Genomic DNA, 26,807 nt, shown 5'->3' on the forward strand with positions numbered 1-26,807 from the left:
TTAAATCTCTCCTTCAGCCTGCCGACTCTTCAAATCTTGAATTGCATGGCGGGCTGCTTCCTGCTCGGCCTCTTTTTTTGATTTCCCGAGACCTTTTCCAAGTTGTTCATCACCAAGCCTAACGACAGTTACAAAATTTTTCGCATGGGCAGGGCCTTTTTCTTCAACGATTTCGTACTGCAGTTGACCACTGTTCGTCTGTTGGACAATTTCCTGCAGTCGGCTTTTATAATCCATCACATGCGAAAAAGCACCGACACTGATTTTAGGGAAAACCACTTTTTCAAGGAAAGGTATAACCGCTTCCATCCCTTGGTCTATGTACAATGCGCCTATGAACGCCTCAAATACATCTGCGAGCAATGCGGGGCGCATTCGGCCACCTGTCTGTTCCTCGCCTTTCCCAAGAAGAATGAATCGACCTAACCCAAGTTCGTTAGAAAACTTTACAAGGGACGGTTCGCAGACAATCGCTGCCCTCAGTTTCGTAAGTTCCCCCTCACTCATATCAGGCTCAGTTGAATAAAGGAAACGAGACACACCCAGTTCAAGGACTGCATCACCTAAAAACTCCAGTCTCTCATTATCCGTGAAGTTTTTTCTCCGATGCTCATTCACATAAGATGAATGTGTGAACGCGTTGTACAGCAGTGAAGTATTTTTGAAATGAATATTCAACTCCATTTGTAATTCATCGAATTTGTTTCGAACCGTTATCGGTAACGAAGCGTTTGTACTTTTACCTTTGTAATTGTTTGTATGAGTCATCATCGATTCTGCCTTTCGGTACATAATACATATAATTTTACTCTTTTCAACGCCACAGTGCAAAAGAGTTTCGTATAAAACCGAAAAGAGACGCTTCCAATCCTTTCAAGTAGAAAGGATGAAAGAGTCTCACCGGATTATCCATTAGTTCACTTTCGTTTCGATATGAGAAACTGCGTCACCGACAGTTGCAATCTTTTCAGCATCATCATCGGAAATTTCCATTTCGAATTCATCTTCTAATTCCATTACAAGTTCAACGACGTCCAATGAATCTGCGCCGAGATCATCACGGAAAGAAGCTTCCATTTTAACTTCACTTTCATCGACGCCGAGGCGGTCGACAATTACTTTAGTTACACGTTCAAGTACTGTTGACAAATTTGTCACCTCCTCTCAAGAAATGTGGAAGGCGTCGTTTAGATGCGGCAGACATAAGACGGATTGTCCTTGCGGCGTACTTTGCCGCATGGGCGAGCCGGCTTATGACCGAGCATCTGACGCCTAGAACTGGACAACCAAGAAAAGTGGAAGCGCCTGGTCAGAGGCGACAGGCATAAGACGGGACAGCGAAGCAGCGTTTTTTGCTGCATAGTTGGACTGACTTATGACCCAAGCCTCTAGGCGCCGGAACTGGACAACAAAGAAATATGGAAGGCGTCGTTTAGATGCGGCAGACATAAGACGGATTGTCCTTGCAGCGTACTTTGCCGCATGGGCGAGCCGGCTTATGTCTGCCGCATCTGACGCCTGGAACTGGACACCCAAGAAAAGTGGAAGCGGCCTGCTAGATGCGACAGGCATAAGACGGACCGGCGAAGCGGCGTTCTTAGCTCGGGAAGGATGCAATTCAATCCTTCCTAGTCGGGCTGACTTATGACCCGAGCATCTGGCCGCTGAAGCTGGACACTAAAGAAAAGTCCTTTAACACCTCTATTACATTACCATACCGCCGTCAACATGAATCGTTTGGCCTGTAATATAAGCTGCGTCTTCCGATAAAAGGAATAAAACAGTACGCGCTACATCTTCAGGACTCCCGAGCTTACCAAGCGGGATTACAGCCAACATCTGCCCCTTCACTTCTTCGCTAAGCGCATCCGTCATATCCGTCGTAATGAAACCTGGCGCAACTGCATTGACGTTAATATTCCGCGAAGCAAGTTCTTTTGCAGCAGTCTTTGTAAAACCAATGACACCCGCTTTCGCTGCGACATAGTTTGCTTGTCCAGGATTTCCTGAAACTCCGACAATGGATGCAACGTTGACGATTCTGCCTTCACGTTGTCTCATCATTTGTCGTGTAACACCTTTTGTACAAAGGAAGACACCTTTTAAGTTGATGTTAATCACATCGTCCCACTCGTCTTCTTTCATACGCATAAGCAAATTATCTCTCGTAATTCCCGCATTGTTGACAAGGATATCAACTCGCTCAAAAGCCTCTACTGTTTTATCTACCATATTTTTAACGCTGTCAGCATCGGAAACGTCTGCCTGAATAGCGAATGCTTCACCGCCAGATTCCTTAATCTGCTTAACAACTTCATCTGCTTTATCTTTACTTCCACTATAGTTCACCGCAACACGAGCGCCTTCTTTACCAAGAAGCAGTGCGATTTCACGGCCAATTCCGCGTGACGCCCCTGTGACGATTGCGGATTTCCCTTCAAATCTGACCATTACGACCACCCTTTCGAAGCTTCGATTACAGTTTGTAATGTCTCTTCATCATAGACTGGGAATACTGTTGCACTCCGGTCAATCTTTTTAATAAGACCACTCAATACTTTGCCTGGCCCACATTCAATGAAATGCGTGACACCAAGATCAAGCAATGTGCGTACAGAATCTTCCCATAGTACTGGGGAATAAAGTTGGTCAACAAGAAAGCCCTTTATTTCATCACGATTGTTGACGACTGAAGCATTCACATTGGCAACAACAGGAATAGTTGCATCCTCCATCTCCACCTCATCAAGTGCTGCACGCAATTCCTCCGCAGCAGGTTTCATAAGTGAAGAGTGGAACGGCCCACTTACATCGAGTGGTATCGCTCTTTTCGCACCTGCTTCTTTTAGTAGGATACAGGCTTTCTCGACACCTGTTTTCGTTCCTGAAATAACGATTTGCCCCGGACAATTCAAATTGGCCGGTTGAACAGCAAAACCCTCTGCGGTAATGGTATCCGTTACTTCTTTCAGCTTTTGTCCATCAAGCCCAAGAATCGCTGCCATCGCACCTTCACCCGCGGGCACCGCTTCATTCATATACAAGCCGCGTTTATGAACAACAGACACACCATCCTCAAACGACATAACACCGGAAGCAACAAGTGCTGTGTACTCTCCAAGACTATGTCCCGCAGTAAAGTCAGGTATAATACCTTCGTCATCCAAGCGCGAAGCAATCATTGTTCCAATAGTGAGAAGTGCAGGCTGCGCATTGTAGGTTAGCGTCAGCTCATCTTGAGGTCCTTCTAGAATTAATTGACTAAGCGGGAATTCAAGTACGCGATCTGCTTGTTCTAAGAATTGCTTACTTTTTTCATGCGTTTCCGCGAATTCTTTTCCCATACCAACCGATTGGGAACCTTGTCCCGGGAAAATGAATGCAATCTTCGTCATCGGGTCTCCGCCTTTCCTACCGTTTCACGGATTGTTCCGCAAACGTCATACTGAACCATCGTTCGGGCTTGCCGGACGGCATTTAATATAGCATTTGCGTTTGAAGAACCATGTGCTTTGATAACGGGCGAATTCAATCCAAATAACCCTGCCCCACCATATTCCGTGTAATCCATTTTGTTCTTCAATCCACGCAAGTCATCTTTCACGAGTGCAGCAGACAGTTTTGATTTCAATGATGCGCCAAATACTTCCTTCAGCATTGAAAAGAAAGCCGATGCAGTCCCTTCAATCGTTTTAAGTACCATATTGCCCGTGAAACCGTCTGTAATGACGACGTCCGCCACTCCCGTTAATAAATCGCGTGATTCAACATTACCAATAAAATTGATTGGCGCTTTCGAAAGCAAGTCAAAAGCAGTTTTTGTCAATTCGTTCCCTTTTCCTTCTTCTGTTCCAATATTTAATAAGCCGACGCGCGGATTTTCGAGGCCTCGCACCTTCTCAGCGTAAATGCTACCCATTATCGCATATTGTTCAAGGTGAGAAGGTTTCGCATCCGCATTTGCTCCCATGTCCAACATGACAAAACCTTTTCCATCAATTGTAGGAAGAGTCGGTGCCAGAGCAGGTCGTTCAATACCGTTAATACGGCCTACGATGAACAAGCCAGCCGCCATAAGTGCACCGGTGTTACCTGCCGATACACAAGCTGAAGCCTCTCCCTCTTTAACCGCTTGGGCCATCTTCACCATAGAAGCGTCTTTTTTTCGGCGAACAGCACGAACGGGTTCATCATCAGGTTCAATTTTTTCTGTACAGTGAATAACTTTTAACCGGCTATGCTCCTTTAGAAAAGGCCCCATTGCCTGTTCATCACCATAAATATGTATGTTTATATCATTGAATTCAGCCAGGCTTTCAAGCGCGCCGGCAATAATTTCACCAGGCGCATGATCTCCGCCCATTCCATCTACAGCTATGATCATTTCAATTCCCCCTGCTTCCTATCAGTCGTCCGGTACATGTGAAACTCGCCTCGGAATACAGTCTCGTCATTGACCGTCGATTTGACCTCGACTAACGTTCGCTTCTCTCCAAGACTCTCTTTCTTCACTTCGGCACGCGCCACCACTCTGTCCCCTGCTTTCACCGGTTTCAGAAAATCGAGGGTCGACTTTACAGTTAATGCAAGATCGTCATTCATAACAGCAACGGCAAGCGAGTTCGCTTGAGCAAAAAGATGATGCCCGCGGGCAATACCGTTACGCTGAAAGACATGGTCTTCAGTCACATCGAAGATCGACAGAGCTCTTTTATCGAGTTCCATATCGACAATATCCCCAAAGACTTCGTCAGAATGAAGTGATTTCACTTCCTCTTTCATCGTTCGGGAAGCAACCGTTTTCAACCGTTCCCGCAGTTCGGGAATTCCACGCTCAAGCCTATCCAACCGTATCGTTTGGACACTTACAGTAAAATGTTCCGACAATTCCTCATCTGTCAGAAACGGATTTTCTTCAAGCAACATTCCAAGCAGTCGTTGCCTTTCCTTTTTAGGCACTCTCAATCATTTCACCTTCCGGATTAGCACTTGGTACTAATAGCAGTATATAAAAATAAAAAAAAGAATGCAAGCATAGAAATGCGGAAGCGCCTGTTTAGCCCCGAAAAGCGCTGGAAGGCTTGTGATCAAGGCGTACTTTGCCTTGATCAGCAAGACTGAAGCGTCTCGAGGGGCTAGGCGCTGGAGCTAGACAGCACTGAAATGCGGAAGGCGTCGTTTAGCCCCGACAAGCGCTGGAAGACCGCAGGTAAAAGGCGCTCTTTGCCTTTTACCCTGTGGACTGAAGCGTCTCGAGGGGCTAGGCGCTGAAGCTAGACAGCACTGAAATGCGGAGACGACCGTTTTTAAGGAACGCAACCTAAGTTCGCCACGTCCTGTGGCAACTAGGAGGGATACTAGTTCTATCCCTCCCCGCACTATGACCTACATCCTTCCTGTAGGCCTCAATCAATCCTATCACCACTAAGCGCACCGGAATGTTCAAGATGCGACCTCAGAATACCGTATTCGGGATCCTCCCAGAAATGACGGGATTCCAACAATCTTTCTGCATCTTTCCTTGCCGTTTCAAGCGCCCTGTAATCATGAACAGGATCCGCCACTTTAAACTCCGGCATCCCGCTTTGCTTTTTCCCGAAAAAGTCGCCTGCGCCTCTTAATTCAAGATCCTTTTCTGCCAAAACAAACCCGTCATTCGTTTCAGTCATCGTCTGCATACGCTCTTTACCTTCTTCTGTCTTCGGATCAGCAAGCAAGACGCAATACGATTGCTCAGCTCCCCGCCCTACACGCCCTCTTAGCTGATGAAGCTGAGCTAGTCCAAATCGCGTCGCGTCATAAATTAACATGAAAGTCGCATTTGGTACGTTGACGCCAACTTCAACAACGGTTGTTGAAACGAGAATATCGATTTTACCCTCGCTGAAGTCACGCATAATGGCATCTTTATCGTCCGAATGAAGACGGCCGTGCATGAGACCCACTGTATACTCGCCACTAAAATGAGTGGAAAGCTGACTATGGACATCCACCGCGTTCTGAACATCCAATTTGTCTGACTCCTCGATTAATGGACAAATAACATATGCCTGACGCCCTGCACTTAATTCCTTTTCCATCTTCCGCAAAACGGGAAGGAGGGAATCCTCTTTCAACCAATGTGTTTCGATGAGTTTCCTGCCTGCCGGCAATTCATCGAGTATGGAGACATCCATCTCGCCAAATGCGGTGATGGCAAGCGTCCGCGGAATCGGAGTTGCGGTCATGAATAGGACATCGGGATTCAACCCTTTATCCCTTAAAACACGACGTTGTTCGACACCGAATCGATGCTGTTCATCCGTAATGACTAATCCAGGATTTTTGAAGATGACATCAGGCTGAATGAGGGCGTGCGTACCGATAAGCAAATCCACTTCACCTGACGCAAGTTTTTCAAGCAAATCCCTTCTCGCCTTCGCCTTTGTCGAGCCTGCAAGGAAAGCAACGCTAATACCATGCGGTTCAAGCCATTCCGCAAGCGTGACGGCATGTTGTTCAGCTAGAATTTCTGTTGGCGCCATAAGAGCACCCTGAAACCCTGCCGTAATAGCTGCATACAAAGCAATTGCCGCAACAACCGTCTTACCCGAACCGACATCCCCTTGAAGGAGGCGGTTCATCCGAGTCGAACTTTTCAGTTCCGCACACAATTCATTGACAACCCGCTTTTGAGCCCCTGTCAATTCGAATGGCAATGCCGTAATGAAAGTCTTCACCTTTGAAAGGTCATAGTCGATCGCTACACCTTTCTCTGCTTCTTTACGCGCTTTTTTCATCCCAAGCATTTTCAGCTGAAACATGAGAAGTTCCTCATAGACAAAGCGTCTTCTCGCATGTTTTACATCTTCAGGACTTGTCGGAAAATGAATCATTTCGAGACCATTTTCGATTCCAGGCAATCGATAGACTTCGCGAATGTCAGCAGGAAGAGATTCTATATGCTGGCCGATAGCCGCATCTAATGCACTCCGCATGAAGCGCCGAAATGTCTTCTGATGCATTACACCTTTCAAACTGTATACAGGTTCAAAATCGGCTTGGTCCGTTTTCGGACCGTCCTTAAAGTTGCTCACATTGATGACTTGTCTGCCTCGGTCCCATTTCCCGGTAACTGTGACAACCGTCCCAAGTGATAAACGATCTTTCAAGTAATGTTGATTGAAAAAAACCGCCTTCACAAGATGCCTTCCGGCAAGAAGACGGATTTGTAAACGTGATCTATTTTTCCCTAGAAAAAGAACGGAAGGTTCACTTTCTACCCTTCCTTCAATTGTAACTCGTTCATTATGCGGGGTTTCAGTCAAATCTTTTAATCTGAAATCCTCATGACGATACGGGAACGTCATGAAGAGGTCTTGAAGCGTTGAAATTCCAAGTGCCTCAAGCTGTTCACCGGCTGCTTTCCCGACTCCTTTTATTGTCGTGACGGAATCATGAATTGACAGTGTCACTATCTACCTTATCCTTACCGAAGATTTTTGCTTCAAGCGCTTTTCCGGTTGGCGTAGCAGCCAACCCGCCTTTGGCCGTTTCCCGTAGTGCTGAAGGCATCGACTTACCTATTTTATGCATCGCTTCGATCACTTCATCTGTCGGGATACGGCTGACCACACCCGCCAGTGCCATGTCTGCGCCAACAAGCGCTTTTGCCGCACCCATGGCATTTCTTTTCACACACGGCACTTCAACAAGACCGGCAACTGGATCACAGACAAGACCAAGCATGTTTTTCATGACGATGGAAAATGCCTCTGCACTCTGTTGCGGAGTTCCGCCTGCCATTTCAACAATTGCCGCCGCAGCCATAGAACCGGCTGATCCTGTTTCTGCTTGGCATCCGCCTGCAGCTCCTGATATCGACGCATTATTCGCAACAACAAAACCAAAGGCTCCTGAGGTAAACAGATAATTAATCATCTGCTCACGTGTAGGATTCAATTTGTTTTTCACCGCAAATAGAGTACCTGGCACGATACCTGCTGCACCGGCTGTCGGTGTCGCGCAAATCGTTCCCATTGCCGCGTTCACTTCATTCGTAGCGACTGCTTTACTGACGGCATCCATGACTACATCTCCGCAGAGGGATTTCCCTGTCGCCATATAGTTTTGAATAAGAACTGCATCGCCACCCGTAAGTCCCGATGCCGAATGCACTCCCTCCAATCCTCTTTCGACTGCTTTTTCCATCACGGTCAAGTTGTTATCCATCTGTGCGATGATTTCTTCCCTAGAGCGTTTTGTCAGCAGTACTTCTTGCTCAATCATGATTTCTGAGATAGGTTTGTTCTGCGACTCGGCAAGTGCAACAAGTTCTTTAACATTACTGAATAAAACGTCCATCTATGTTTTCCTCCTATATATTGCCCTTTAGTTTGCCAGTGTTGAAACTTGCGTTACATTTGGCAATGCTTCTAGCTCATTAATAAGCGCGTCATCGATCATTTGGTCGACCTCAATCACCATAAGGGCCATGTCCCCTTTTTCTTTTCGATCAACTTCCATATGTGCGATATTTATGTTCAGTTTTGCAATCGCGTTGGAAACGCTTGCAATAACACCTGAACGGTCATTATGAACAATAAGTAGTGCCGGGTAATGCCCCGATAACCTTAACGGAAACCCATTAAGCTCCACAACTTCCATCGTTCCACCACCTATAGAAATCCCAGTCAGCTCCATAACGCCCTCACTGTCGCCGATCACAAGACGGGCCGTGTTCGGATGTACCGCCTCTTCCTCTTCGGGGATAAATTCATAAGTCAATCCAAGCCGTTCAGCATCAGCAAATGCGGATTTAATGCGTTCGTCAAATGTATCATAATCTAATAATCCTCCAATAATTGCAACGTCCGTCCCGTGTCCTTTATACGTTTCTGCAAAAGAACCATAAAGATGAACGCGGGCCCATTCTGGTTGTCTGCCAAAAAGTGTCCGTGCAACACGGCCTATTCTCGCAGCGCCGGCAGTATGTGAAGATGATGGACCTATCATAACTGGCCCAATAATATCGAAAACTGATCTGAATTTCATAAACACTACCCCCTTTTAATAAGCACGTACTAGTATTCATTTTACATGAGATGTGCTTTAAAGACAAAAAATGTTGTTCCTCGTCAACGCAAGTAAAAAGCAGTGCGGCTTTCTACAGACGCACTGCTCGTTACTTGTTTATTCTACTGAAATGATATAGGGATACAACGGTTGTTTTCCGTTATAAAGTTCTACTTCGGTGTGATCGAAGTTATTCTCAACATAACTTGCCATGGAAGATGCTTCTTCTTCACTGACATCTTCGCCATATATAATTGTAACGATTTCGTCATCTGCATCGATAAGTGTATTCAAAAGTGTTTTCATGACATTTTCCAGTGAAGGTGCAGATGTGACAATCTTACCACCTGAAATTCCCATAAAATCATCTTTTGTGATTTCAACGCCGTCAATCGACGTGTCTCTTACCGCATGAGTAACTTGTCCAGTTTTTACGAATGATGCTGCCTCCGTCATCGCAGCGACATTTACACTTACTTCGGCTTCCGGGTTGAAAGCAAGTATGGCAGCAAGTCCTTCAGGAACTGTTTTTGTAGGGACAACAGCAGCTTCGATGCCAACGATCTCGGCTGCTTGCTGTGCAGCCATAATGATATTTTTATTATTCGGTAAAATGAGAACTCGTTCTGCGCCGACTTCTTCAATCGCCTTGACAATATCTTCTGTCGACGGGTTCATCGTCTGCCCGCCTTCAATGACAGCAGAGGCGCCAACGCTTTTCAATAAGTTGGAAATCCCAGCTCCCATTGCAACTGTTACTACCGCATAAGGATGTTTAACTGCTTCTTTTTTCGTCGCGTTTTGTACGGAATGATCTTCTCCGACGATTTCAAGATGTTGCTGACGCATATTTTCAATTTTGATTTTTATAAGAGAACCAAATCTTTGACCGTAACTAAGTGCGTCTCCTGGTTCTTCTGTATGGATATGTACTTTGGCAACTTCATCATCGGAAATGACCAGAAGGGAATCACCGAAGCGGCTCAATTCTTGCCGGAAACCAGATTCGTCATAAGGATTCATTTTCAGTTTATCCTCTTCGAACTTCACCATGAATTCCGTACAATAACCAAATTCGATATCTTCCGTATTCATGAACCCTTGGATAGTGCGATGATGCTCCGCGCTCACTAAATCGTCCATTGACTTGACGATCGTTCTTTCCGGCAGTTCTTCACCTTTCAAGGAAGCCAAGAAACCCTCATAAACATAAACAAGACCCTGTCCACCGCTATCAACGACCCCAACTTCCTTCAAGACCGCCAATAAGTCTGGTGTACGCTCAAGTGATGCTTTTGCTTCTTGTACTACCGCTTCCATGACCTCAATAATGTCATCCGTCGACTCAGCTTTTTTAACGCCTATGTTAGATGCATCTTTAGCAACAGTCAAAATTGTTCCTTCGACAGGCTTCATAACAGCTTTATAAGCCGTTTCAACACCATATTTCAATGCATCAGCGAATTTCACACCATCAACTGTTGCCTCGTCTTCAATCGCTTTTCCGAAACCGCGGAATAACTGCGAAAGGATAACGCCTGAATTACCGCGTGCCCCCATCAGCAAACCTTTCGATAATGCTTGTGCAGTATGACCAATGTGAGCAACGGCATTTTCTTCTGTTTCTTTCGCACCTGAAGTCATCGATAAATTCATGTTTGTACCGGTATCACCGTCTGGTACAGGAAAAACGTTTAGTGAATCGACATAATCGGCATTTTGATAAAGATGATGGGCACCCAACTTTATCATTTCAGCAAATTTCAAACCATCTATGGTTTTCATAGAAACTATTTCCTCCTCTTACAGGTTCGTCACTCGGACTCCCTGGACAAAAATATTAACAGATTTTACAGTCATGCCGACTGTCTTTTTCAATGTATACTTCACTTTTGACTGTACTTGATAAGCGACTTCCGATATTTTTGTACCATATCCAACAATTACGTACATATCGATATGCGTATCATCACCAATATTGCGGACGATGACTCCCCGCGCAAAATTTTCTTTTCCAAGGATTTCGGTAAGGCCATCCCGGATCTGATGCCTTGAAGCCATTCCGACAATTCCATAACATTCGATTGCCGCTTCCCCAACCACTTGGGTGATGACATCATTTGTTATATCGATTTTGCCGTATTCGTTCTTCACTTCGATTGACATGGTTTCGTCCCCCCAGCATCCTTTTTTCACTTACCCCATTGTACTATACCTGTTATAATAATAAAAGAAAGCAATTCTAAGACCTTTCAATTACGCCTTTGCGTAATTGCGCCTAGATTACAGTTCGAGCCTGATCGATTTTAGCCAGAGTTCTACGATTCAGCAACAATTTGGACTCGGCGAAATGATAAGCACCGTTCGCATTTACCACTCCACTTGTAGGTGCGGAAGAATTCTGCTGAATAAAGTTAAAACGTGTAAAGGCATTTACCTTGAAAGATGTCACAAAAAAGGTTGCAACGCGTTTCCTCATATGATACATTATTATGGTATGCGAATAAAGAATCAAGTTACTTAATCATCGTTCGCAAGGAGGTACTATTATGTCTAAAGAATGTGTTATTACAGGTCGCAAAGCCCGTACAGGCAATGCACGCTCCCACGCATTGAACGCAACTCGCCGTTCATGGGGTGCGAACCTTCAAAAAGTCCGTATTCTCGTTAACGGTAAACCTAAACGTGTATGGGTCTCTGCAAGAGCTCTTAAATCAGGTAAAGTTCAACGTGTTTAATGGACTGTAATTATAGTTTAAGCGCCTTGGTGCTTAAACTATAAAGAAATAAAACGCCGGGCTGAATTTCTTCAGCCCGGCGTTTTTTCTTTTTTCCTTTTTTTATTCTTGTTGGTGCTTGCAGTAGCTTTCGGCGATTCATCTTTCTGAAAAACAACCATGCACTTTCGCACAACTCCACTTACAAACTTCGGCATTGTAAAAGTATAAACTCGCAATTCCCCACTCCTTTCAGGAATCTGAACTCCTTACCATTAAGCATATGCCTTTATGGAACGAGATAGTACAGACTTCTGAAGCCAGTTCATTACTAGTAAATAACGTCATCCCTGTTTCAAGCAACGCGTCTACCATTTCATATTTGAAACCGGTAAGGCTGAGTCCTGAAACGGTCCCCCCGAATGGAAAAAAAGATATGTATGGGAAACGGTCATCCCTTGTCACTTGATGACTTCCTGGCAAGACTACCGAAAGCTCATTTGTAGCATTACGGATTGAAAATGCGATGTTTTTGTTAGCAAGTTGAAGCCTGTAAAGCAGATGAAGGGCGGATTCCATATGATCCAGCCTTCCTCCCGTAACTCCCGTCAAAATGATACGTTCAGGACGGTAAGAAAGTGCGCGATCTACTGCTAATTCCGTATCCGTCTCATTTTTTTCTGATTGAAATCGACCGATTACTCGGACCCTGGCAGCTATTTCATTATATTCACTTTCCGTAACCGAATCAAAATCGCCCACAGCCTCACGGGGAACGATGCCTCTTTGCAGCAAGTGAAGCGACCCTTTATCGGCTCCGATGAACACCGTATCTTCATGATGGAACTCCGTCATGTCAACTATCTCCGAAGCAGGTCCGCCCGCACAGACGACAGCATACTTCATTTCTCCAGAGCACCTTCACCAGCAGCTTTTATGCGACGTAATGCCTCCGCACGATCAGGTGCATTGTAGATAGCTGATCCTGCGACAAAAATTGTAGCACCCGCTTCGGCACAAGGGATAATCGTCTCTTCATTAATCCCACCGTCGATTTCAATTTCAATCGGAAGTCCTCGTTCACGAATAATATCCGCAAGTTGTTTGACTTTCGGCACGACAGAATGAATGAACTTCTGACCGCCGAATCCTGGATTGACCGTCATGAATAGCACCAAGTCAATTTCATCAAGGACATGCAGAATCGTTTCAACTGGTGTATGCGGGTTCAAAACAACACCCGATTTTACACCTGTCGATCTAATTAACTGAAGAGTGCGGTGCAGATGGGTACATGCTTCAACATGAACCGTAATATAATCTGCCCCCGCTTTAGCAAATTGTTCAATATACATGTTTGGATTTTCAATCATTAAGTGAACATCCAGTGGCAATTTCGTTACTGGTCGAAGTGCCTCGACAACAATCGCTCCCATTGTAATGTTCGGAACGAAATGTCCATCCATGACGTCGATATGGATTAGTTCTGCTCCTGCTGCTTCTACTTCTTTTACTTCTTCGGCGAGCTTTGAAAAATCTGCCGCTAAAATCGAAGGTGCAATTTTAATCATGTTTATCATACCTCGGCTTTCGGTCAAGTATTTCTTGCATGAACTGCAAGTAATGATCGTAGCGGTGACGTGGAATTTCTCCCGTCTCCACCATCTCTTTTACTGCGCACTTCGGCTCTTTCAAGTGCAAACAGCCACGGAATTTACAATTTGGCGCAACTTCATCCATGTCAACAAAGTAACGGGATAGTTCCTCTTTTTCAATATGATCGAATTCGAGCGAACTAAAGCCTGGAGTATCTGCAACAAGTCCACCTGACATCTCAAGTAGCTCGACATGCCTTGTCGTATGTTTTCCACGTCCAAGTGCTTCTGAGATTATGCCCGTCTTTAAGTCGAGCGCAGGCAATACCGTATTTAACAATGTTGATTTGCCAACACCCGACTGTCCCGCTAGAACCGTAGTTTTCCCCTCAAAATAGGGGTTCAACAAGTCAGTCAGTTTAGGGTCGTCAATAAAAGTCTCGATTACATCATAACCGATTTTTTTATAATACGCGGCGGATTCAGCCACCATCTTCAATTCATCTTCGTTCGCCAAATCTTTTTTTGTTAGGCAGATAATTGGTTTTACGTCGAACGATTCGACGACAACAAGAAACCTGTCCAGTAGATAAAGGCTGAATGCCGGTTCTACAATGGAGAATACCAGTAGAGCTTGATGGACATTTGAGATTGGCGGACGAATAAGTTCATTGAATCGCTCATGTACTTCAGTTACCGTCGCATCGTTGTCTTCCACCTGCACATAAGTTACAAAATCTCCAACAAGCGGATGGATCCCGCGATTTCTAAAAACTCCACGTCCTCTGCATTGAATCATTTCTCCATTATTCTCCACGTAATAATACCCGCTGATTGCTTTTCTAATTTGTCCTTCTGGCATTCTTTCACCCCTTCTATTCGTCGCTGTAATGAACCGATTCTTCAATAATAGTTATTGAATCACGCTTAATTTTATAGGCTCCGCTTTGTCCTTCTTCCAAGTTAAGTGAAATTTCTTGCTGCGTCGTTTCTGTTATCGTGAACACCTTAACAGGCGTCGCCATCGTTCTATTTTTGTCTTGAACGAAAATTTGAATACGTTGTGGAACTGGAGCAATCTGTTGGCCGCCGTCAAACTCGTCGTCCTCTTCTCCTTCGTCGCCGTCTTCCCAGTCAGGAGTAGGCTCAACTACATCAGGCACATACTCAATTGTCACCTTTTTAACAATTAACTTATCAGGCTTTTTCTCGGCCCCTTTTGAAACGACAACTTCAACTGTTCCGCCTGGTTTAATCTTTGCACCCCTACTCGGGCTTTGCCTAATAACAAGCCCTTCTGATACCGTGTCGGAATGCTCACTTTTTGTCACCTTTATTTCGAATCCAGACGATTTTTCATAGTCCTCTAACTGTTCAGCATTATATCCTGAAAGATCGCCAAGTTCTTTTACGTCTTCCCCTTTACTCACAGTAAAGACTAAATCCGTTTCGCTAGGAATTACTTCTCCTGCCTCCGGGTCTTGTCTAATAATTGTCCCCTCTGCCATTTCAGAAAATTCATATTCAGATTCAATTGACTTAAACCCATCATCATCTAGTAATTCGATAATTTTAGTGACTTCACGGCCAGTATAATCGGCAAGTTTCACCGATTCTTTCCCAGCACTAATATACAAGGTGATTTCTGAGTCGACACTCCGTTTCTTACCCGCCTCAGGTATCGTTTTGATGACTTCCCCTTTTACAACTTCATCGGATTGCTGTTCCTCACTTTTAACCGTCTTGAAGCCTTTTTCTTCGAGCGCATCTTTAGCTTCCATTTCTTCCATTCCAGCCACTTCAGGAATAACAGCCTTTTTAGGCCCTAGTACGCCTGGTACAAGAAGTAAAAGTAGCAACAGTATAATTACACCGGCAATTCCCCCAATAATGAACGGCCACTTCTTCCGCTTTTTTGGAGGCGCTGGTGGTTGTTCAAGTCGAACGGGTTCGATTTTCTTCGTTACTTCAACGCTATCGAATTTTGGTGTTTCACTTACGACAGGTATTGCTCGAGTGCGATCATCATCGAACAGAATGGCGAATTTCTTCTCATTAGCTCGTTCTGGTGATAACACAGTTAGCAAATCATCATACATTTCGTCCGCCGAATCGTATCGGTATGTAGCATCTTTCATAGTGGCTTTTAAGATAACATTTTCTACACTTTGCGGAATCGAAGGGTATACCTCTCTCACTGAAGGCGTTTCTTCCTGCAAGTGTTTTAACGCAATTGCAACTGCAGTATCCGCTGTAAATGGCAATTCACCTGACAGTAATTCGTAAAGTACGATGCCTAATGAATAGATATCAGACTTTTTCGTCGCCATTCCTCCGCGTGCTTGTTCGGGCGATAAGTAATGAACCGTACCAATGACTGAATTTGTTTTAGTATGCGCAGTTGCACTGAGTGCCATTGCAATGCCAAAGTCAGTGATTTTCACATTCCCATCCGGATCCATTAAAATATTCTGAGGCTTAACATCCCGATGGACGATTCCGTTATGATGAGCATTCGCAATTGCAGATACAATCTGCTGCATGATCGGCAAAGCTAGTTCGGGTGTTAAAGCCCCATTATCTTGGATGAACTTTTTTAAGGTTTGTCCTTCAATATATTCCATCACAAGGTAATGCAACTCATCCTCCTCGCCAACATCGAATATATCGACGATATGCGGGTGCGTAAGACTTGTTGCAGATAGTGCTTCACGTTTAAATCTTCTTTTCAGTGCCTCTTCATTTGCAAAATCATAATTAAGGACTTTTATTGCAACATCGCGGTCCAAGATGACATCATGCGCAAGATATACTTTCGACATGCCCCCGTCGCCAATATTCTTTACAATTTCATAACGGCCACCTATTCTAGATCCGATCATGTAGTAGTCGCCTCCACATCACTCGAGTCAACTAGAATAACGGAAATATTATCTTCTCCGCCCATTTTGTTCGCCAAATCTACAAGTTCTTCCGTCTTTTCACGCAATACGGAATCCGATAGGACTATTTCATGCATCAATTGCTGATTGACTTTATTACTTAAACCGTCTGTACAAATAAGCATGTACATGCCATCTTCGAGCTCGAGTGAATAAATATCCGGTACAATCTTTTTTTCCGAACCAATTGCTTTCATAATCCAGTTTCGCTGCGGATGCACTGCAGCCTCTTCTTCCGTAATTTCCCCGCTGTCAAGAAGTGCATTTACATAGGAATGGTCTCGTGTCACTTGACGCACGCTTTGTTCATCAATTACGTATACACGGCTATCTCCAGTATGCGAAATAAGACAAGAACGTCCACGGATGAGAGCGGCCTCAAGCGTCGTTCCCATTCCTTTATACTCCTCATTTTCACTAGCAAGTTTATAGAGTATGTCATTTACATGAATGACTGCTTCCTGTAGCCACTGTGCCCATTTATCTTCGTCTTCAATTTTTGAACTATCGAGTTCCATGAATTGCTCCCCGATTACTCTGACCGCAGTCGAACTGGCGAAATCTCCGCCGCGATGGCCGCCCATGCCATCTGCTATCACAGCAAGCATGGTGCCACCCGGAAGCGTGTATACAGCTGCACTGTCTTCGTTGACCGTTCTTTTCCTGCCGATATCCGTCAAGACTTCAAATTGCAATGTTCATTCCCCCTTTTTTGCATCTATATATTTTGAAATAAAGAACCCCATTGAATTCACTCCGGCGCTCGGGGATGCCTCCCGCCCAGTGTCCGGTTACTGACACCGAATAGTGCCTGCGCTCAGTTTATCGAGGTATTCATTTATCCAATTTATATAGTTATTCTGCCGACTTACCTATTTTCCGGAAAGCTGCAACAAAAAATCCATCGCTTCCAAAGTGTTGCGGAAGCACTTGAAGGGTATCGTTTTCAATCGCCAACTTCGGTTTGCCAGTCAGTTGTGTCAAAGGAATTTTCTCCATATCCGAATGGCGCTCCAGGAATCGTTCAACCATCCCCTGATTTTCGGTATACTCCACTGTACATGTGCTATAGACGATAACCCCGTCCGGTTTTATCAATTCACGGGCCGTGTCAAGAAGATCCGATTGAATGGCGGTCAACGCATTGAAATCAGCTTGTGTTTTATTGTATTTGATTTCAGGTTTCCTCCGAATAACCCCCAAGCCGCTGCAGGGAGCATCGACTAGAATCCGATCAAATGAAGATAGAGCGTACTGTTCCGTTAATTTTCGGCTGTCTCCACTTAATGCTTTGATTGACGATAGACCTAGTCTATTCGCATTCGCTTCAATAAGCTTCAATTTATGTTCGTGCAAATCGTGTGCGAATACTTCTCCCTTATCGTGCATCTTTTCAGCGATATGAGTCGTTTTACCACCCGGTGCGGCACACATATCAAGCACTTTCATGCCTGGCGACAAATTCAGGGCAAGGACGGGAAGCATCGAGCTCTCATCTTGTATAGTGATAAGTCCTTTTTTATAAGCTTCTGTATTTGCAGGATTGCCGCTTTCAGAAATGATACATTCTGGAACTACCTCGCCTTTTCTCACTTCAATTCCTTCTGATTCAAGTAAAGCAGTAACTTCCTCAGGTGTTGCTTTAGCTGTATTGACCCGGATAGTCATTGCTGCTGGATGATTATTTTCATGTGCCATGACGGCCGCTTCTTCTTCGCCAAATTGTTCGTTCCAACGCCTAATCAACCATTCTGGATGACTTGTTTCGATAGATGTTTTCAAACTGCCATCTTGCATCTCATCGAGTGAACGGACACCTTTGCGCAATACTGAACGAAGAATGCCATTAACAGTTGGTGCAATCCTCTTGTGGCCGCGTCTTTTCGCAATTTCAACCGCCTCATGGACCACCGCGTGCGGAGGGATTTTCGTTAAATAAACGATTTGATATAACGACAACCGCAGAAGTTCACGCACCCAGCCGTCCAATTTACCACGTACAAACGGCTCAAGATAATAATCAAGTGTCATACGGTGTTGGAGCGTACCATACGTCAATTCCGTTAATAAGCCTCGGTCTTTCGTTTCAATACCATACTTTTCAATTGTTCTGTGCAACAATAGATTGCTATAGGCTTGATGGTCATTTATTTCTATCAGTATCGAAAGGGCCGCATCTCGGACGTTGCCGTTCCATATTTTCTTTTTTGGTCTAGTATTCATTGGAAACGGTCCCCTTTACTCCATTTAGATCCGGTTCCGCGAATGAATTCATCCGCTGACATCCGTTTTTTTCCGGCTGGTTGAAGATCCGTTAATGCTACAGCAATAGTATCGCCCGCTTTCACGATAATACGATCACTTTCTATTTCAATAATCGTCCCTGGTAACGCACTGTCAGTTGTAGGGATTTTCTGACTCCACCAAATCTTTACGTTTTCACCTTGGAATACGGTATATGCAACCGGCCATGGATGGAGCCCCCGGATTTTATCATAAATAGCTTTTCCGCTCTCTGACCAATCAATCCGTTCTTGTTCCCGTGAAATGTTGCGCGCAAATGTCACGAGCGTTTCATCCTGAACGATTCGCTCATTTGTTTCATTTAAAATAGATGGCAGTGTCTCTTTAAGAAGAGTAGTCCCCGCCACAGATAATGCGGTAAACATGCTCCCCGTATGGTCTGTATCCGAAATGGGCACAGTTACTTGTGAGATAATATCGCCTGCATCGAGTTTTTCGACCATGTACATAATTGTGACGCCTGTTTCTGTTTCTCCGTCCATGATTGCCTGATGAATCGGAGCACCACCGCGATATTTAGGCAGTAAGGATGCATGTACGTTAATGCAGCCAAGACGGGGAACTTCTAACAGTTCCTTCGGTAAAATCTGGCCAAATGCCGCTGTGACGATTAAATCTGGTTTGAGCGCGATGATTTCCTGAAGCTCAACAGAACCTGTAAGCTTTTCAGGCTGAATAATCGGCAAGCCAAGCCGCAGTGCTTCAACTTTCACGGGCGGTGGTGTTAAAATACGTTTTCGTCCAACCGGTCTGTCCGGCTGAGTGACGACCGCTGCGATTGTATGCCCCTCAGCGTGCAGCATCGTTAGAACTGCTACTGAAAATTCAGGCGTTCCCATAAAGACAATCTTCGTCATCGCAGTTCACCTCCGCCGTTTTCACCTACTGCCTCTTCTTCAACCGTTTCTTCCAACTCCGACGGATCAACAACACGGATAATTTTCGAATCGAATAACACACCATTCAAATGATCAATTTCGTGGAGTATCGCCCGTGCTTCATAATCTTCTGCTTCGAGTTCGTAAAGAGAACCATCCCGTTCCTGGGCTTCAATGCGGACAAAGAATGGTCTTTCAACTTCGCCGAACAAATCAGGAAAACTGAGACAGCCTTCCACTTCTACTTCGGAACCTCCGGTTGCTGTCACGACCGGGTTTACCATCTCAATGACATCTTGTCCTTCACCCATATCGACGATGGCGACACGTACAGCCTCGCCAATTTGCGGCGCAGCAAGGCCTATGCCATCCGCCGCTACCATTGTATCGTGCATATCATCTAACAGCCTTGAAAGTTTTTTATCAAATTTCACTACTTCTATACATTGTTTTTGAAGTACCGGAGCCGGATGCTTCACAATTTCACGTATTGCCAAATCTATTCCTCTTTTCTGTCTTGTTATCTAAGATGTTTTAAAGCCCCGGACTGAGGATCGACTCTGACATGGAGATTCCACGTCTAGACTCCAGCGCCTAGCCCGGGCCCACACGAAGTGGGTTATGCAGGGGGAGGGATAGAACTACATCCCTCCTTGTTGCCACAGGACGTGGCGTCTTAGGTTGCGTTCCATTAAACAGGCGCTTGCGCTTTTGTCTAATAAATGGACGCTGGTTCTACGTCGACGGTCATTGTCAGACCTGCTTTTATCCAGTCCGTCCGGTAGTACTTAATGAGCTGTTGCAGTGTTTCTGTCAACTTGGGCTCTTTTTTGTATTTTATCAAACATTGGTAGCGATATCTATTGTTCACTCGACTGATGGCGGAAGCAGTTGGCCCGATGACAACTGTATCTGCTGATAAGTTCTGTTTTAGATAACGGGCACCCTTCTCAGCAAAGTCAGCTACTTTCAATAAGTCTTCATGTGTAAACTGAATAAGTGTGACGAAATAAAATGGAGGATAACCATATTGTCTTCTTGCCGCCATCTCCATATTGTAAAACGGCTCGTAATGCTGCGCTTTCGCCAAATCGATGGCATAATGCTCGGGTGAATAGGTCTGAATGAAAACTTCTCCGGGCAATTCGTGGCGTCCAGCCCGTCCACTTACTTGTGTCATCAATTGAAAGGTTTTTTCGGCGGCACGGAAATCAGCAAGATGCAGTGTCGTGTCTGCTGCGAGCACACCGACGAGTGTAATATTTGGGAAATCGAGCCCTTTTGCAATCATTTGCGTGCCGAGTAAAACATCCGCTTTTCCTTCACTGAACTGCCTAAGCAGCCGTTCATGTGAACCTTTTTGTCTCGTCGTATCGACATCCATTCGGAGGACTCGTGCTTCTGGAAACATTTTTGCAATTTCTTCTTGTGCTTTTTGAGTCCCCGTTCCGAAAAACCGAATATGTTCACTTTTACATTCCGGACAAACAAGCGGTACCCGTTCTTCATGACCGCAATAATGGCATTTCAGCTGTTCGTGTGCACGGTGATACGTCAGCGAAATATCACAATTTGGACATTCAACGACCGTACCGCAATCCCTGCAAAGGACAAAGGATGAAAAGCCGCGCTTATTCAGGAATAGGACAATTTGCTCTTTCTTCTCCAATCGAACGCGGATCGCTTCCGCAAGCGGCAATGAAAACATCGAACGATTGCCCGTCTTCAATTCTTCCCTCATATCAACAACCGTTACAGCAGGAAGTGCCTGTTCTTTTGGACGCTTTGTCAGCGTTAACAATGTATATACGCCTTTTGACGCCCGTGCATATGATTCCAGTGATGGTGTTGCACTGCCAAGAATGACGGGACAATTGTAGTATTCTGAACGCTTAATGGCAACATCCCTTGCATGGTAACGTGGCGTATCATCTTGCTTATAAGTGGACTCATGTTCTTCATCCAAAATGATAATGCCTATATTTTCAAAAGGAACGAATATTGCCGATCTTGCACCGACGACAACTTTTACCTCACCCCGTTTTATTTTCCGCCATTCATCGTACTTCTCACCAGCGGATAACCCGCTATGCATCACCGCAACGAGCGAACCGAAACGTTCTTTGAAGCGTGATGTCATTTGGGGCGTCAAGGAAATTTCCGGAACAAGGACAATTGCTTCTTTACCTGTATCCAACACACGTTTGATGGCGCGTAAATACACTTCTGTTTTCCCGCTACCTGTAACGCCGTGAAGAAGGAATGTCTCCGCTTTTTGGCCGTCTGACGAAGCCGCGATGTAATCAAGTGCAGTCTGCTGTTCGTCAGTTAAATGTTCGGGAATTGCTGTATCTTTCAGTTGAGGTGCATCAGGTTCACGATATACTTCAGTAAATTCCTCGAAACCCGCACCTCTTTCGATAACCGCTTTCAATACAGCTGGCTGAATCCCGGATTGTTCCATCAATTGTTTCGCACTGATTGTCTGTCCTGCACGTTCAATCATCCAATGGATTAATTCCACTTGTTTTTTAGCATTTGAGTGAATGGTTTCTAGCAATCCACGAAGTGTCGCTTCATCTGCCATACGGATCATTCGTAATTTTTTAATTGCAGTTTGCTGTCTTACAGCAGTATCAACACTGACAATCTCCTGACTTGCATAGGTTTTCAACATCCTCATCAATTCAGACGTGTCCACTTCTTTCATTGGAATTCGTTTCCTGCCCGCCAAAAAAGCGATAAAGTCCTCGTCTTCAATCCGTTCCGGTTCTTCAACGATGATGAACTTTTCATATTTTGCCCGCATTGCAGCAGGCAACATCACTTGAAGGGCATCTATTTCATATGACAATGTCTCAACCGCAAGCCAGCGGGATAAATCGAGCAATTCATCAGAAATTACCGGATCTAAGTCAATTAGTTCATCAATCGGTTTAATCTTCCCGAATGCAAGTTCGCTCTCTTCTTTTAGTCTTGTTACATAGCCAAGCACTTTCCGTGGTCCGAATGGTACTTTCACGCGTATCCCGGGCTCGATAACCGATTCTAACTTTGCTGGCACAAGGTAATCAAACGGCCTATCGATTGGATAAGCCGCTACATCTACAATCACTTCAGCGATCATTTAGCTGATCACTTTCTTCTTGTATAATTGTTTCAAGCAACAGGATGGCTAGGTCTTTTTTTGGCATTGCTTGGAACGGCTTATTCGTTCCGTACTTCGAAAGTAGTGTCACGACATTCGTATCCTTCCCGAATCCCGCATCCGGATCGGTCACGTCGTTGATAATAATGTAATCCAGGTTTTTCCTCTTCAGTTTATCCATGCCATAGCCAACTGCATTTTCAGTCTCAGCTGCAAAGCCGACAAGGATCTGGTCAGTCTTCATCGAACCAATCGTTTTCAAAATATCAGTCGTCCGTTCGAGTTCAATAATCGAGTCCCCCGATTGTTTTTTCATTTTCTGCGGATGGATATCTCTCGGACGATAGTCTGCGACAGCGGCAGCCTTGATGACAATCGAGGCTTCATCAAATCGGTCACGTACTGCTTCGAACATCTCCGCTGCACTTTCTACATCAATGACTGTCACTCCCGCCGGTCTGTCCAACCCGACCGGACCAGAAATAAGTATGGTAGTAGCACCTAGCGCTGTGGCGGCTTCTGCCATTGCATAGCCCATTTTGCCGCTCGAAAAATTCGACACATAACGTACCGGATCAATTCGTTCCCGTGTCGGTCCTGCAGTGATTAAAACTTTCTTCCCGGAAAGCGGCAAATGTTTTGGTGTTGTGAACCGGTCTGTGATCAGTTCCACAATCTTCTCAGGCTCTTCCAGACGCCCTTTCCCTACATATCCGCATGCCAAAAATCCTTCAGAGGGTTCAATGAATTTATAACCATCTTCATGCAGCACACTAATATTGCGGATAACCGCTTTATTTTCATACATATGAACGTTCATGGCCGGTGCAATCCAAACTTCGGCTTGAGTGGCCAGAAGAGTTGTCGTTACCATATCGTCTGCAATTCCGTGCGCAAGTTTACCAATAACATTCGCTGTAGCAGGAGCAACAACTACTAAATCCGCCCAATCTGCTAAATCAATATGTGCAATGACACGGGAATCTTTTTCATCGAATGTATCAAAAAAAACATCGTTCCGCGACATTGCCTGAAACGTAAGCGGGGTGACAAATTCCTTTGCCGATGCAGTCATAATGACTTTCACATCCGCTCCCGCCTGCGATAACTTACTAACAAGTGCAACAGCTTTATAGACCGCGATGCCGCCAGTTACACAAAGGAGGATTTTTTTATTCAGCAACACTATCTCATCCCTTCTAAAATGACAAACTCCCAAAGAAAAACTCGTTTCTAAGGGAGTATCACGTTTACTTATAATAATATGAAAAGCGTAAGGAGCCGGTTTAGACGCGACAGGCATAAGACGGACCGGCGAAGCGGCATCATTTGCCGTGTAGCTGGGTCGACTTATGACCCGAGCGTCTGGCGACTGAAGCCTAGACACCATTCCAAGTCGAAAAACCCTAATGTCTTTTAAGTTCAAAAGTTGATGGTCTAATTATACTTCGTCTTCGTAAATGATTGAGTCGTCAGTCTTTTGTTTAGACAACATGCCTGCCGCCACTTCTTCAAGTGCTTTGCCGACATTCTTTTTCGATGTATAAGAAGGTAGCAGTTTAGTTCCTTCTTCTTGCATTTGACGCGCCCGTTTTGAAGCAAGTGTTACGAGTGTGTATTTTGAATCAATTTTTTCCTTCAAAGAATCGATTGATGGAGTTAACATTGTTTATTCCCCTCTCAGCATACCTAAATAGATTTTTTCAACACGTTCTCTGCGGCAATGTTCTGCGGTGACAATGGCATTGATACGATCACAAGCATTAGTTACTTCATCGTTTTCTACGACGTAATCGTACAAATTCATCATTTCAAGTTCTTCACGCGCTTTCAAGATACGTGATGCAATGACTTCGGCTTCTTCAGTACCTCTTCCTACAAGTCGGTCTTCAAGTTCCGACAAACTTGGCGGGGCAAGGAAAATAAATAACCCATCTGGAACTTTGGCGCGGACTTGCGCTGCTCCTACAACCTCAATTTCGAGGAATACATCTCTGCCAGCGTCAAGCGTCGCATTGACATAATCAAGCGGAGTACCGTAATAATTGCCCACATACTCGGCATATTCTAGCAGCTTATCTTCCTCAACCAACCGTTCGAATTCATCTCTCGATTTGAAGAAGTAGTCAGTTCCATCCACTTCACCTTCGCGGGGACTTCTCGTCGTCATCGAAATCGAGTATTCATAGTTCGTATCAGGTTGTGTAAAAAGCTCTTTTCGAACCGTCCCTTTGCCTACACCAGAAGGTCCGGACAGGACAATCAGAAGCCCACGTTGTTTGTACATGCAATCCCTCTTCTTATTTAATATGAATTTATAGTGAAGCTTCGGCACAATCATGCCGGCTCCGATCGTTATTGTTTGAAACAATCTGTTCATATTATACCATATATGCCCCTTGGAGTGCTAAAATGGGGAAAACGATTTGAAAGAGGAATCCTAATGGCATTTGATGGTTTATTTACAACGGCGATGGTGCAGGAGTTACAAGTCTTGAAAAATGGACGCATTTCTAAAATCCATCAGCCAAACGCACAAGAAGTCGTATTCCTTATCCGAGCAGACGGTAAGAATCAAAAACTTCTTATTTCAACTCACTCAGCGTATTCACGCATCCAACTGACAGAAGAAGCAATTACGAACCCTTCTGAACCGCCTCTATTTTGCATGGTTCTGCGTAAACATCTAGAAGGCGGTTCAATTACATCTATCGGTCAATTCGGTACAGATAGAATTATTACGATAGACATCAAAGCAAAAAATGAAATTGGGGACGATATTAACAGACGATTGTATGTCGAGATCATGGGCAGACACAGTAACCTGCTACTCGTAGACCCCGACCGTATGATCATTATCGAAAGTATGAAACACTTACCGCCATCAGTAAATAGTTACCGGACAATATTACCGGGGCAACCTTTCATACCCGCTCCCCCGCAGGATAAAATCAATCCCTTTGCGATCACAGAGGAACAGTTTCGCGGGTTGCTACCGGAGCTGGAAAGTACACGGGACATCGTCCAACGATTTTCAGGCTTTTCACCAGTTAATGCTGAAGAATTATTATATCGCTTGAAAAATGCTTCGGCCGCGGATCAATTCATCGTTTTCACATCTCTTCTTGGTTCGTTTAAAGGAATAGATAGCACGCCAAATATTTCAGAAGTCGGAACAAAAACCGTATTTTCTGCAACTACACTGACCCATGCAGATAAGACGATTGCTGAATATCAAACCCTTGGTGATTTGCTGGATAAAGTGTACTTTGCAAGGGCTGAAAGAGAGCGTGTAAAGTCGCAAGCAGCAGATCTTGAACGTTGGTTAGACAACGAGATTGCCAAGTTGAATTTAAAAGTGAAGAAACTTGTTAAAGAAAAAGAGGCAGCTGGGAAGCTGGATACATTCCAGCTCTATGGTGAACTGCTTACTGCAAATAGCTATGCCATTGAAAAAGGGGCAACGGAAGCAACTGTCGCGAATTATTATGATGAAGGCACAACGGTTACCATTCCGCTTGATCCGAGAAAGTCACCAATCGATAACGCCCAACGTTTTTACACGCGGTATTCGAAAGCGAAAACTGCACTTATCATGATTGCTGAACAACTTGAAAAGGCAGCAGATGATATTGCCTACTTTGAAATGATTAAACAGCAAGTAATGCAAGCATCCCCTATAGACATCGCAGAAATACGTGAAGAACTGGCGGAACTTGGTTTTCTGAAGGCTCGTAAGTCGAAAAAGAAACTTAAACCGAAAAAACCAGTACCTGAAACATATGTATCGTCTGCAGGCGTGAAGATCTCCGTCGGCAAGAACAATAAGCAAAATGACTATTTAACGTTTAAAATTGCATCCAGAGAACAAACTTGGCTCCATACAAAAGATATCCCTGGATCACACGTCGTCATCCATGATGCGCATCCTGACGAAGAAACAATTCGTGAGGCCGCAATCCTTTCTGCCTATTTCAGTAAAGCCCGCGGATCTTCAGCTGTAGCAGTTGACTACACTGAAGTTCGGCATGTTAAAAAGCCGAACGGTTCGAAGCCGGGCTTTGTTATTTATTTTGAGCAGAAGACGATTTTAGTAGACCCAGATGAGGATGTAGTAATGAAACTGCGTAAATAAAGAAGTGCTATTCCACACTGATGATATCTATCGT

Annotated in this window: 27 protein-coding genes; 2 read left to right on the forward strand and 25 right to left on the reverse strand. The window is 44.7% G+C overall.

Going from position 1 to position 26,807, the window contains the following annotated elements:
* The 12 genes from rnc to MKZ11_RS21780 form a co-directional block, all read right to left on the reverse strand.
* On the reverse strand, positions 1-768 hold the full coding sequence (gene rnc / locus MKZ11_RS21725) for a ribonuclease III (protein WP_340797082.1): 768 nt from the start codon (positions 766-768) through the stop codon (positions 1-3).
* A gap of 144 nt (positions 769-912) precedes the next feature.
* Positions 913-1,149 carry an acyl carrier protein gene (locus MKZ11_RS21730; protein ID WP_340796430.1) on the reverse strand — a complete coding sequence of 79 codons (237 nt, stop codon included), beginning with the start codon at positions 1,147-1,149 and terminating at the stop codon, positions 913-915.
* Between the two features lie 123 nt (positions 1,150-1,272).
* Complete coding sequence (locus MKZ11_RS21735; protein ID WP_340796431.1) at positions 1,273-1,617, reverse strand: hypothetical protein; 345 nt, start codon at positions 1,615-1,617, stop codon at positions 1,273-1,275.
* Between the two features lie 87 nt (positions 1,618-1,704).
* Positions 1,705-2,451, reverse strand: coding sequence for a 3-oxoacyl-[acyl-carrier-protein] reductase (gene fabG, locus MKZ11_RS21740; RefSeq protein ID WP_340796432.1), 747 nt, complete (start codon positions 2,449-2,451; stop codon positions 1,705-1,707).
* The gene (gene fabD, locus MKZ11_RS21745; protein ID WP_340796433.1) at positions 2,451-3,395 is read right to left on the reverse strand and encodes an ACP S-malonyltransferase; all 945 of its coding nucleotides are present in this window, start codon (positions 3,393-3,395) and stop codon (positions 2,451-2,453) included. Before fabD ends, fabG begins: the two co-directional genes overlap by 1 nt.
* The gene (plsX, locus tag MKZ11_RS21750; protein ID WP_340796434.1) at positions 3,392-4,384 is read right to left on the reverse strand and encodes a phosphate acyltransferase PlsX; all 993 of its coding nucleotides are present in this window, start codon (positions 4,382-4,384) and stop codon (positions 3,392-3,394) included. The genes fabD and plsX overlap by 4 nt, the downstream gene beginning before the upstream one ends.
* Positions 4,381-4,965 carry a transcription factor FapR gene (fapR, locus tag MKZ11_RS21755; RefSeq protein ID WP_340796435.1) on the reverse strand — a complete coding sequence of 195 codons (585 nt, stop codon included), beginning with the start codon at positions 4,963-4,965 and terminating at the stop codon, positions 4,381-4,383. The genes plsX and fapR overlap by 4 nt, the downstream gene beginning before the upstream one ends.
* Positions 4,966-5,405: 440 nt before the next feature.
* Positions 5,406-7,448, reverse strand: coding sequence for an ATP-dependent DNA helicase RecG (gene recG / locus MKZ11_RS21760; protein ID WP_340797083.1), 2,043 nt, complete (start codon positions 7,446-7,448; stop codon positions 5,406-5,408).
* Positions 7,435-8,343, reverse strand: a complete 909-nt coding sequence (gene sdaAA / locus MKZ11_RS21765; protein ID WP_340796436.1) for an L-serine ammonia-lyase, iron-sulfur-dependent, subunit alpha — start codon at positions 8,341-8,343, stop codon at positions 7,435-7,437. The genes recG and sdaAA overlap by 14 nt, the downstream gene beginning before the upstream one ends.
* 27 nt (positions 8,344-8,370) lie before the next feature.
* Positions 8,371-9,033 (reverse strand): L-serine ammonia-lyase, iron-sulfur-dependent subunit beta, encoded by a 663-nt coding sequence (sdaAB, locus tag MKZ11_RS21770; protein WP_340796437.1) that lies wholly within the window; start codon positions 9,031-9,033, stop codon positions 8,371-8,373.
* Between the two features lie 138 nt (positions 9,034-9,171).
* On the reverse strand, positions 9,172-10,839 hold the full coding sequence (locus MKZ11_RS21775; protein WP_340796438.1) for a DAK2 domain-containing protein: 1,668 nt from the start codon (positions 10,837-10,839) through the stop codon (positions 9,172-9,174).
* An 18-nt stretch (positions 10,840-10,857) separates the two neighbouring features.
* Entirely contained in the window at positions 10,858-11,220 is a 363-nt protein-coding gene (locus tag MKZ11_RS21780; RefSeq protein WP_340796439.1) for an Asp23/Gls24 family envelope stress response protein, read from the reverse strand.
* A 383-nt stretch (positions 11,221-11,603) separates the two neighbouring features.
* Here MKZ11_RS21780 and rpmB point away from each other — a divergent pair, with 383 nt between their 5' ends.
* Positions 11,604-11,792, forward strand: coding sequence for a 50S ribosomal protein L28 (gene rpmB / locus MKZ11_RS21785; protein ID WP_179391360.1), 189 nt, complete (start codon positions 11,604-11,606; stop codon positions 11,790-11,792).
* 71 nt (positions 11,793-11,863) lie between these two features.
* On the opposite strand, the gene spoVM is transcribed toward rpmB, so the two are convergent.
* The 13 genes from spoVM to gmk form a co-directional block, all read right to left on the reverse strand.
* Positions 11,864-12,010, reverse strand: coding sequence for a stage V sporulation protein SpoVM (gene spoVM, locus MKZ11_RS25120; protein WP_445327013.1), 147 nt, complete (start codon positions 12,008-12,010; stop codon positions 11,864-11,866).
* A gap of 13 nt (positions 12,011-12,023) precedes the next feature.
* Complete coding sequence (locus MKZ11_RS21790; RefSeq protein WP_340796440.1) at positions 12,024-12,677, reverse strand: thiamine diphosphokinase; 654 nt, start codon at positions 12,675-12,677, stop codon at positions 12,024-12,026.
* The gene (gene rpe / locus MKZ11_RS21795; protein WP_340796441.1) at positions 12,674-13,342 is read right to left on the reverse strand and encodes a ribulose-phosphate 3-epimerase; all 669 of its coding nucleotides are present in this window, start codon (positions 13,340-13,342) and stop codon (positions 12,674-12,676) included. The genes MKZ11_RS21790 and rpe overlap by 4 nt, the downstream gene beginning before the upstream one ends.
* Positions 13,335-14,228 carry a ribosome small subunit-dependent GTPase A gene (gene rsgA, locus MKZ11_RS21800; protein WP_340796442.1) on the reverse strand — a complete coding sequence of 298 codons (894 nt, stop codon included), beginning with the start codon at positions 14,226-14,228 and terminating at the stop codon, positions 13,335-13,337. The genes rpe and rsgA overlap by 8 nt, the downstream gene beginning before the upstream one ends.
* Positions 14,229-14,241: 13 nt before the next feature.
* Positions 14,242-16,248: a Stk1 family PASTA domain-containing Ser/Thr kinase gene (gene pknB, locus MKZ11_RS21805; protein ID WP_340796443.1), complete on the reverse strand. Its 2,007-nt coding sequence runs from the start codon at positions 16,246-16,248 to the stop codon at positions 14,242-14,244.
* The gene (locus MKZ11_RS21810; protein WP_340796444.1) at positions 16,245-17,003 is read right to left on the reverse strand and encodes a Stp1/IreP family PP2C-type Ser/Thr phosphatase; all 759 of its coding nucleotides are present in this window, start codon (positions 17,001-17,003) and stop codon (positions 16,245-16,247) included. The genes pknB and MKZ11_RS21810 overlap by 4 nt, the downstream gene beginning before the upstream one ends.
* Positions 17,004-17,163: 160 nt before the next feature.
* Positions 17,164-18,531: a 16S rRNA (cytosine(967)-C(5))-methyltransferase RsmB gene (gene rsmB / locus MKZ11_RS21815; protein WP_340796445.1), complete on the reverse strand. Its 1,368-nt coding sequence runs from the start codon at positions 18,529-18,531 to the stop codon at positions 17,164-17,166.
* Positions 18,528-19,469 (reverse strand): methionyl-tRNA formyltransferase, encoded by a 942-nt coding sequence (gene fmt, locus MKZ11_RS21820; protein WP_340796446.1) that lies wholly within the window; start codon positions 19,467-19,469, stop codon positions 18,528-18,530. The genes rsmB and fmt overlap by 4 nt, the downstream gene beginning before the upstream one ends.
* Positions 19,466-19,987: a peptide deformylase gene (gene def, locus MKZ11_RS21825; protein ID WP_340796447.1), complete on the reverse strand. Its 522-nt coding sequence runs from the start codon at positions 19,985-19,987 to the stop codon at positions 19,466-19,468. The genes fmt and def overlap by 4 nt, the downstream gene beginning before the upstream one ends.
* A gap of 218 nt (positions 19,988-20,205) precedes the next feature.
* On the reverse strand, positions 20,206-22,617 hold the full coding sequence (gene priA, locus MKZ11_RS21830; RefSeq protein WP_340796448.1) for a primosomal protein N': 2,412 nt from the start codon (positions 22,615-22,617) through the stop codon (positions 20,206-20,208).
* A complete protein-coding gene (gene coaBC, locus MKZ11_RS21835; RefSeq protein WP_340796449.1) occupies positions 22,607-23,824 on the reverse strand; it encodes a bifunctional phosphopantothenoylcysteine decarboxylase/phosphopantothenate--cysteine ligase CoaBC in 1,218 nt (405 codons plus the stop codon). The genes priA and coaBC overlap by 11 nt, the downstream gene beginning before the upstream one ends.
* Positions 23,825-24,079: 255 nt before the next feature.
* A complete protein-coding gene (rpoZ, locus tag MKZ11_RS21840; protein WP_340796450.1) occupies positions 24,080-24,304 on the reverse strand; it encodes a DNA-directed RNA polymerase subunit omega in 225 nt (74 codons plus the stop codon).
* Between the two features lie 3 nt (positions 24,305-24,307).
* A complete protein-coding gene (gene gmk / locus MKZ11_RS21845; RefSeq protein ID WP_340796451.1) occupies positions 24,308-24,925 on the reverse strand; it encodes a guanylate kinase in 618 nt (205 codons plus the stop codon).
* A gap of 156 nt (positions 24,926-25,081) precedes the next feature.
* On the opposite strand from gmk, the gene MKZ11_RS21850 reads away from it, so the two are divergent.
* Positions 25,082-26,773 carry an Rqc2 family fibronectin-binding protein gene (locus MKZ11_RS21850; protein ID WP_340796452.1) on the forward strand — a complete coding sequence of 564 codons (1,692 nt, stop codon included), beginning with the start codon at positions 25,082-25,084 and terminating at the stop codon, positions 26,771-26,773.
* Positions 26,774-26,807 lie beyond the last annotated feature (34 nt).

Source organism: Sporosarcina sp. FSL K6-1508 (genome assembly GCF_038007465.1).
Classification (GTDB): domain Bacteria; phylum Bacillota; class Bacilli; order Bacillales_A; family Planococcaceae; genus Sporosarcina; species Sporosarcina psychrophila_B.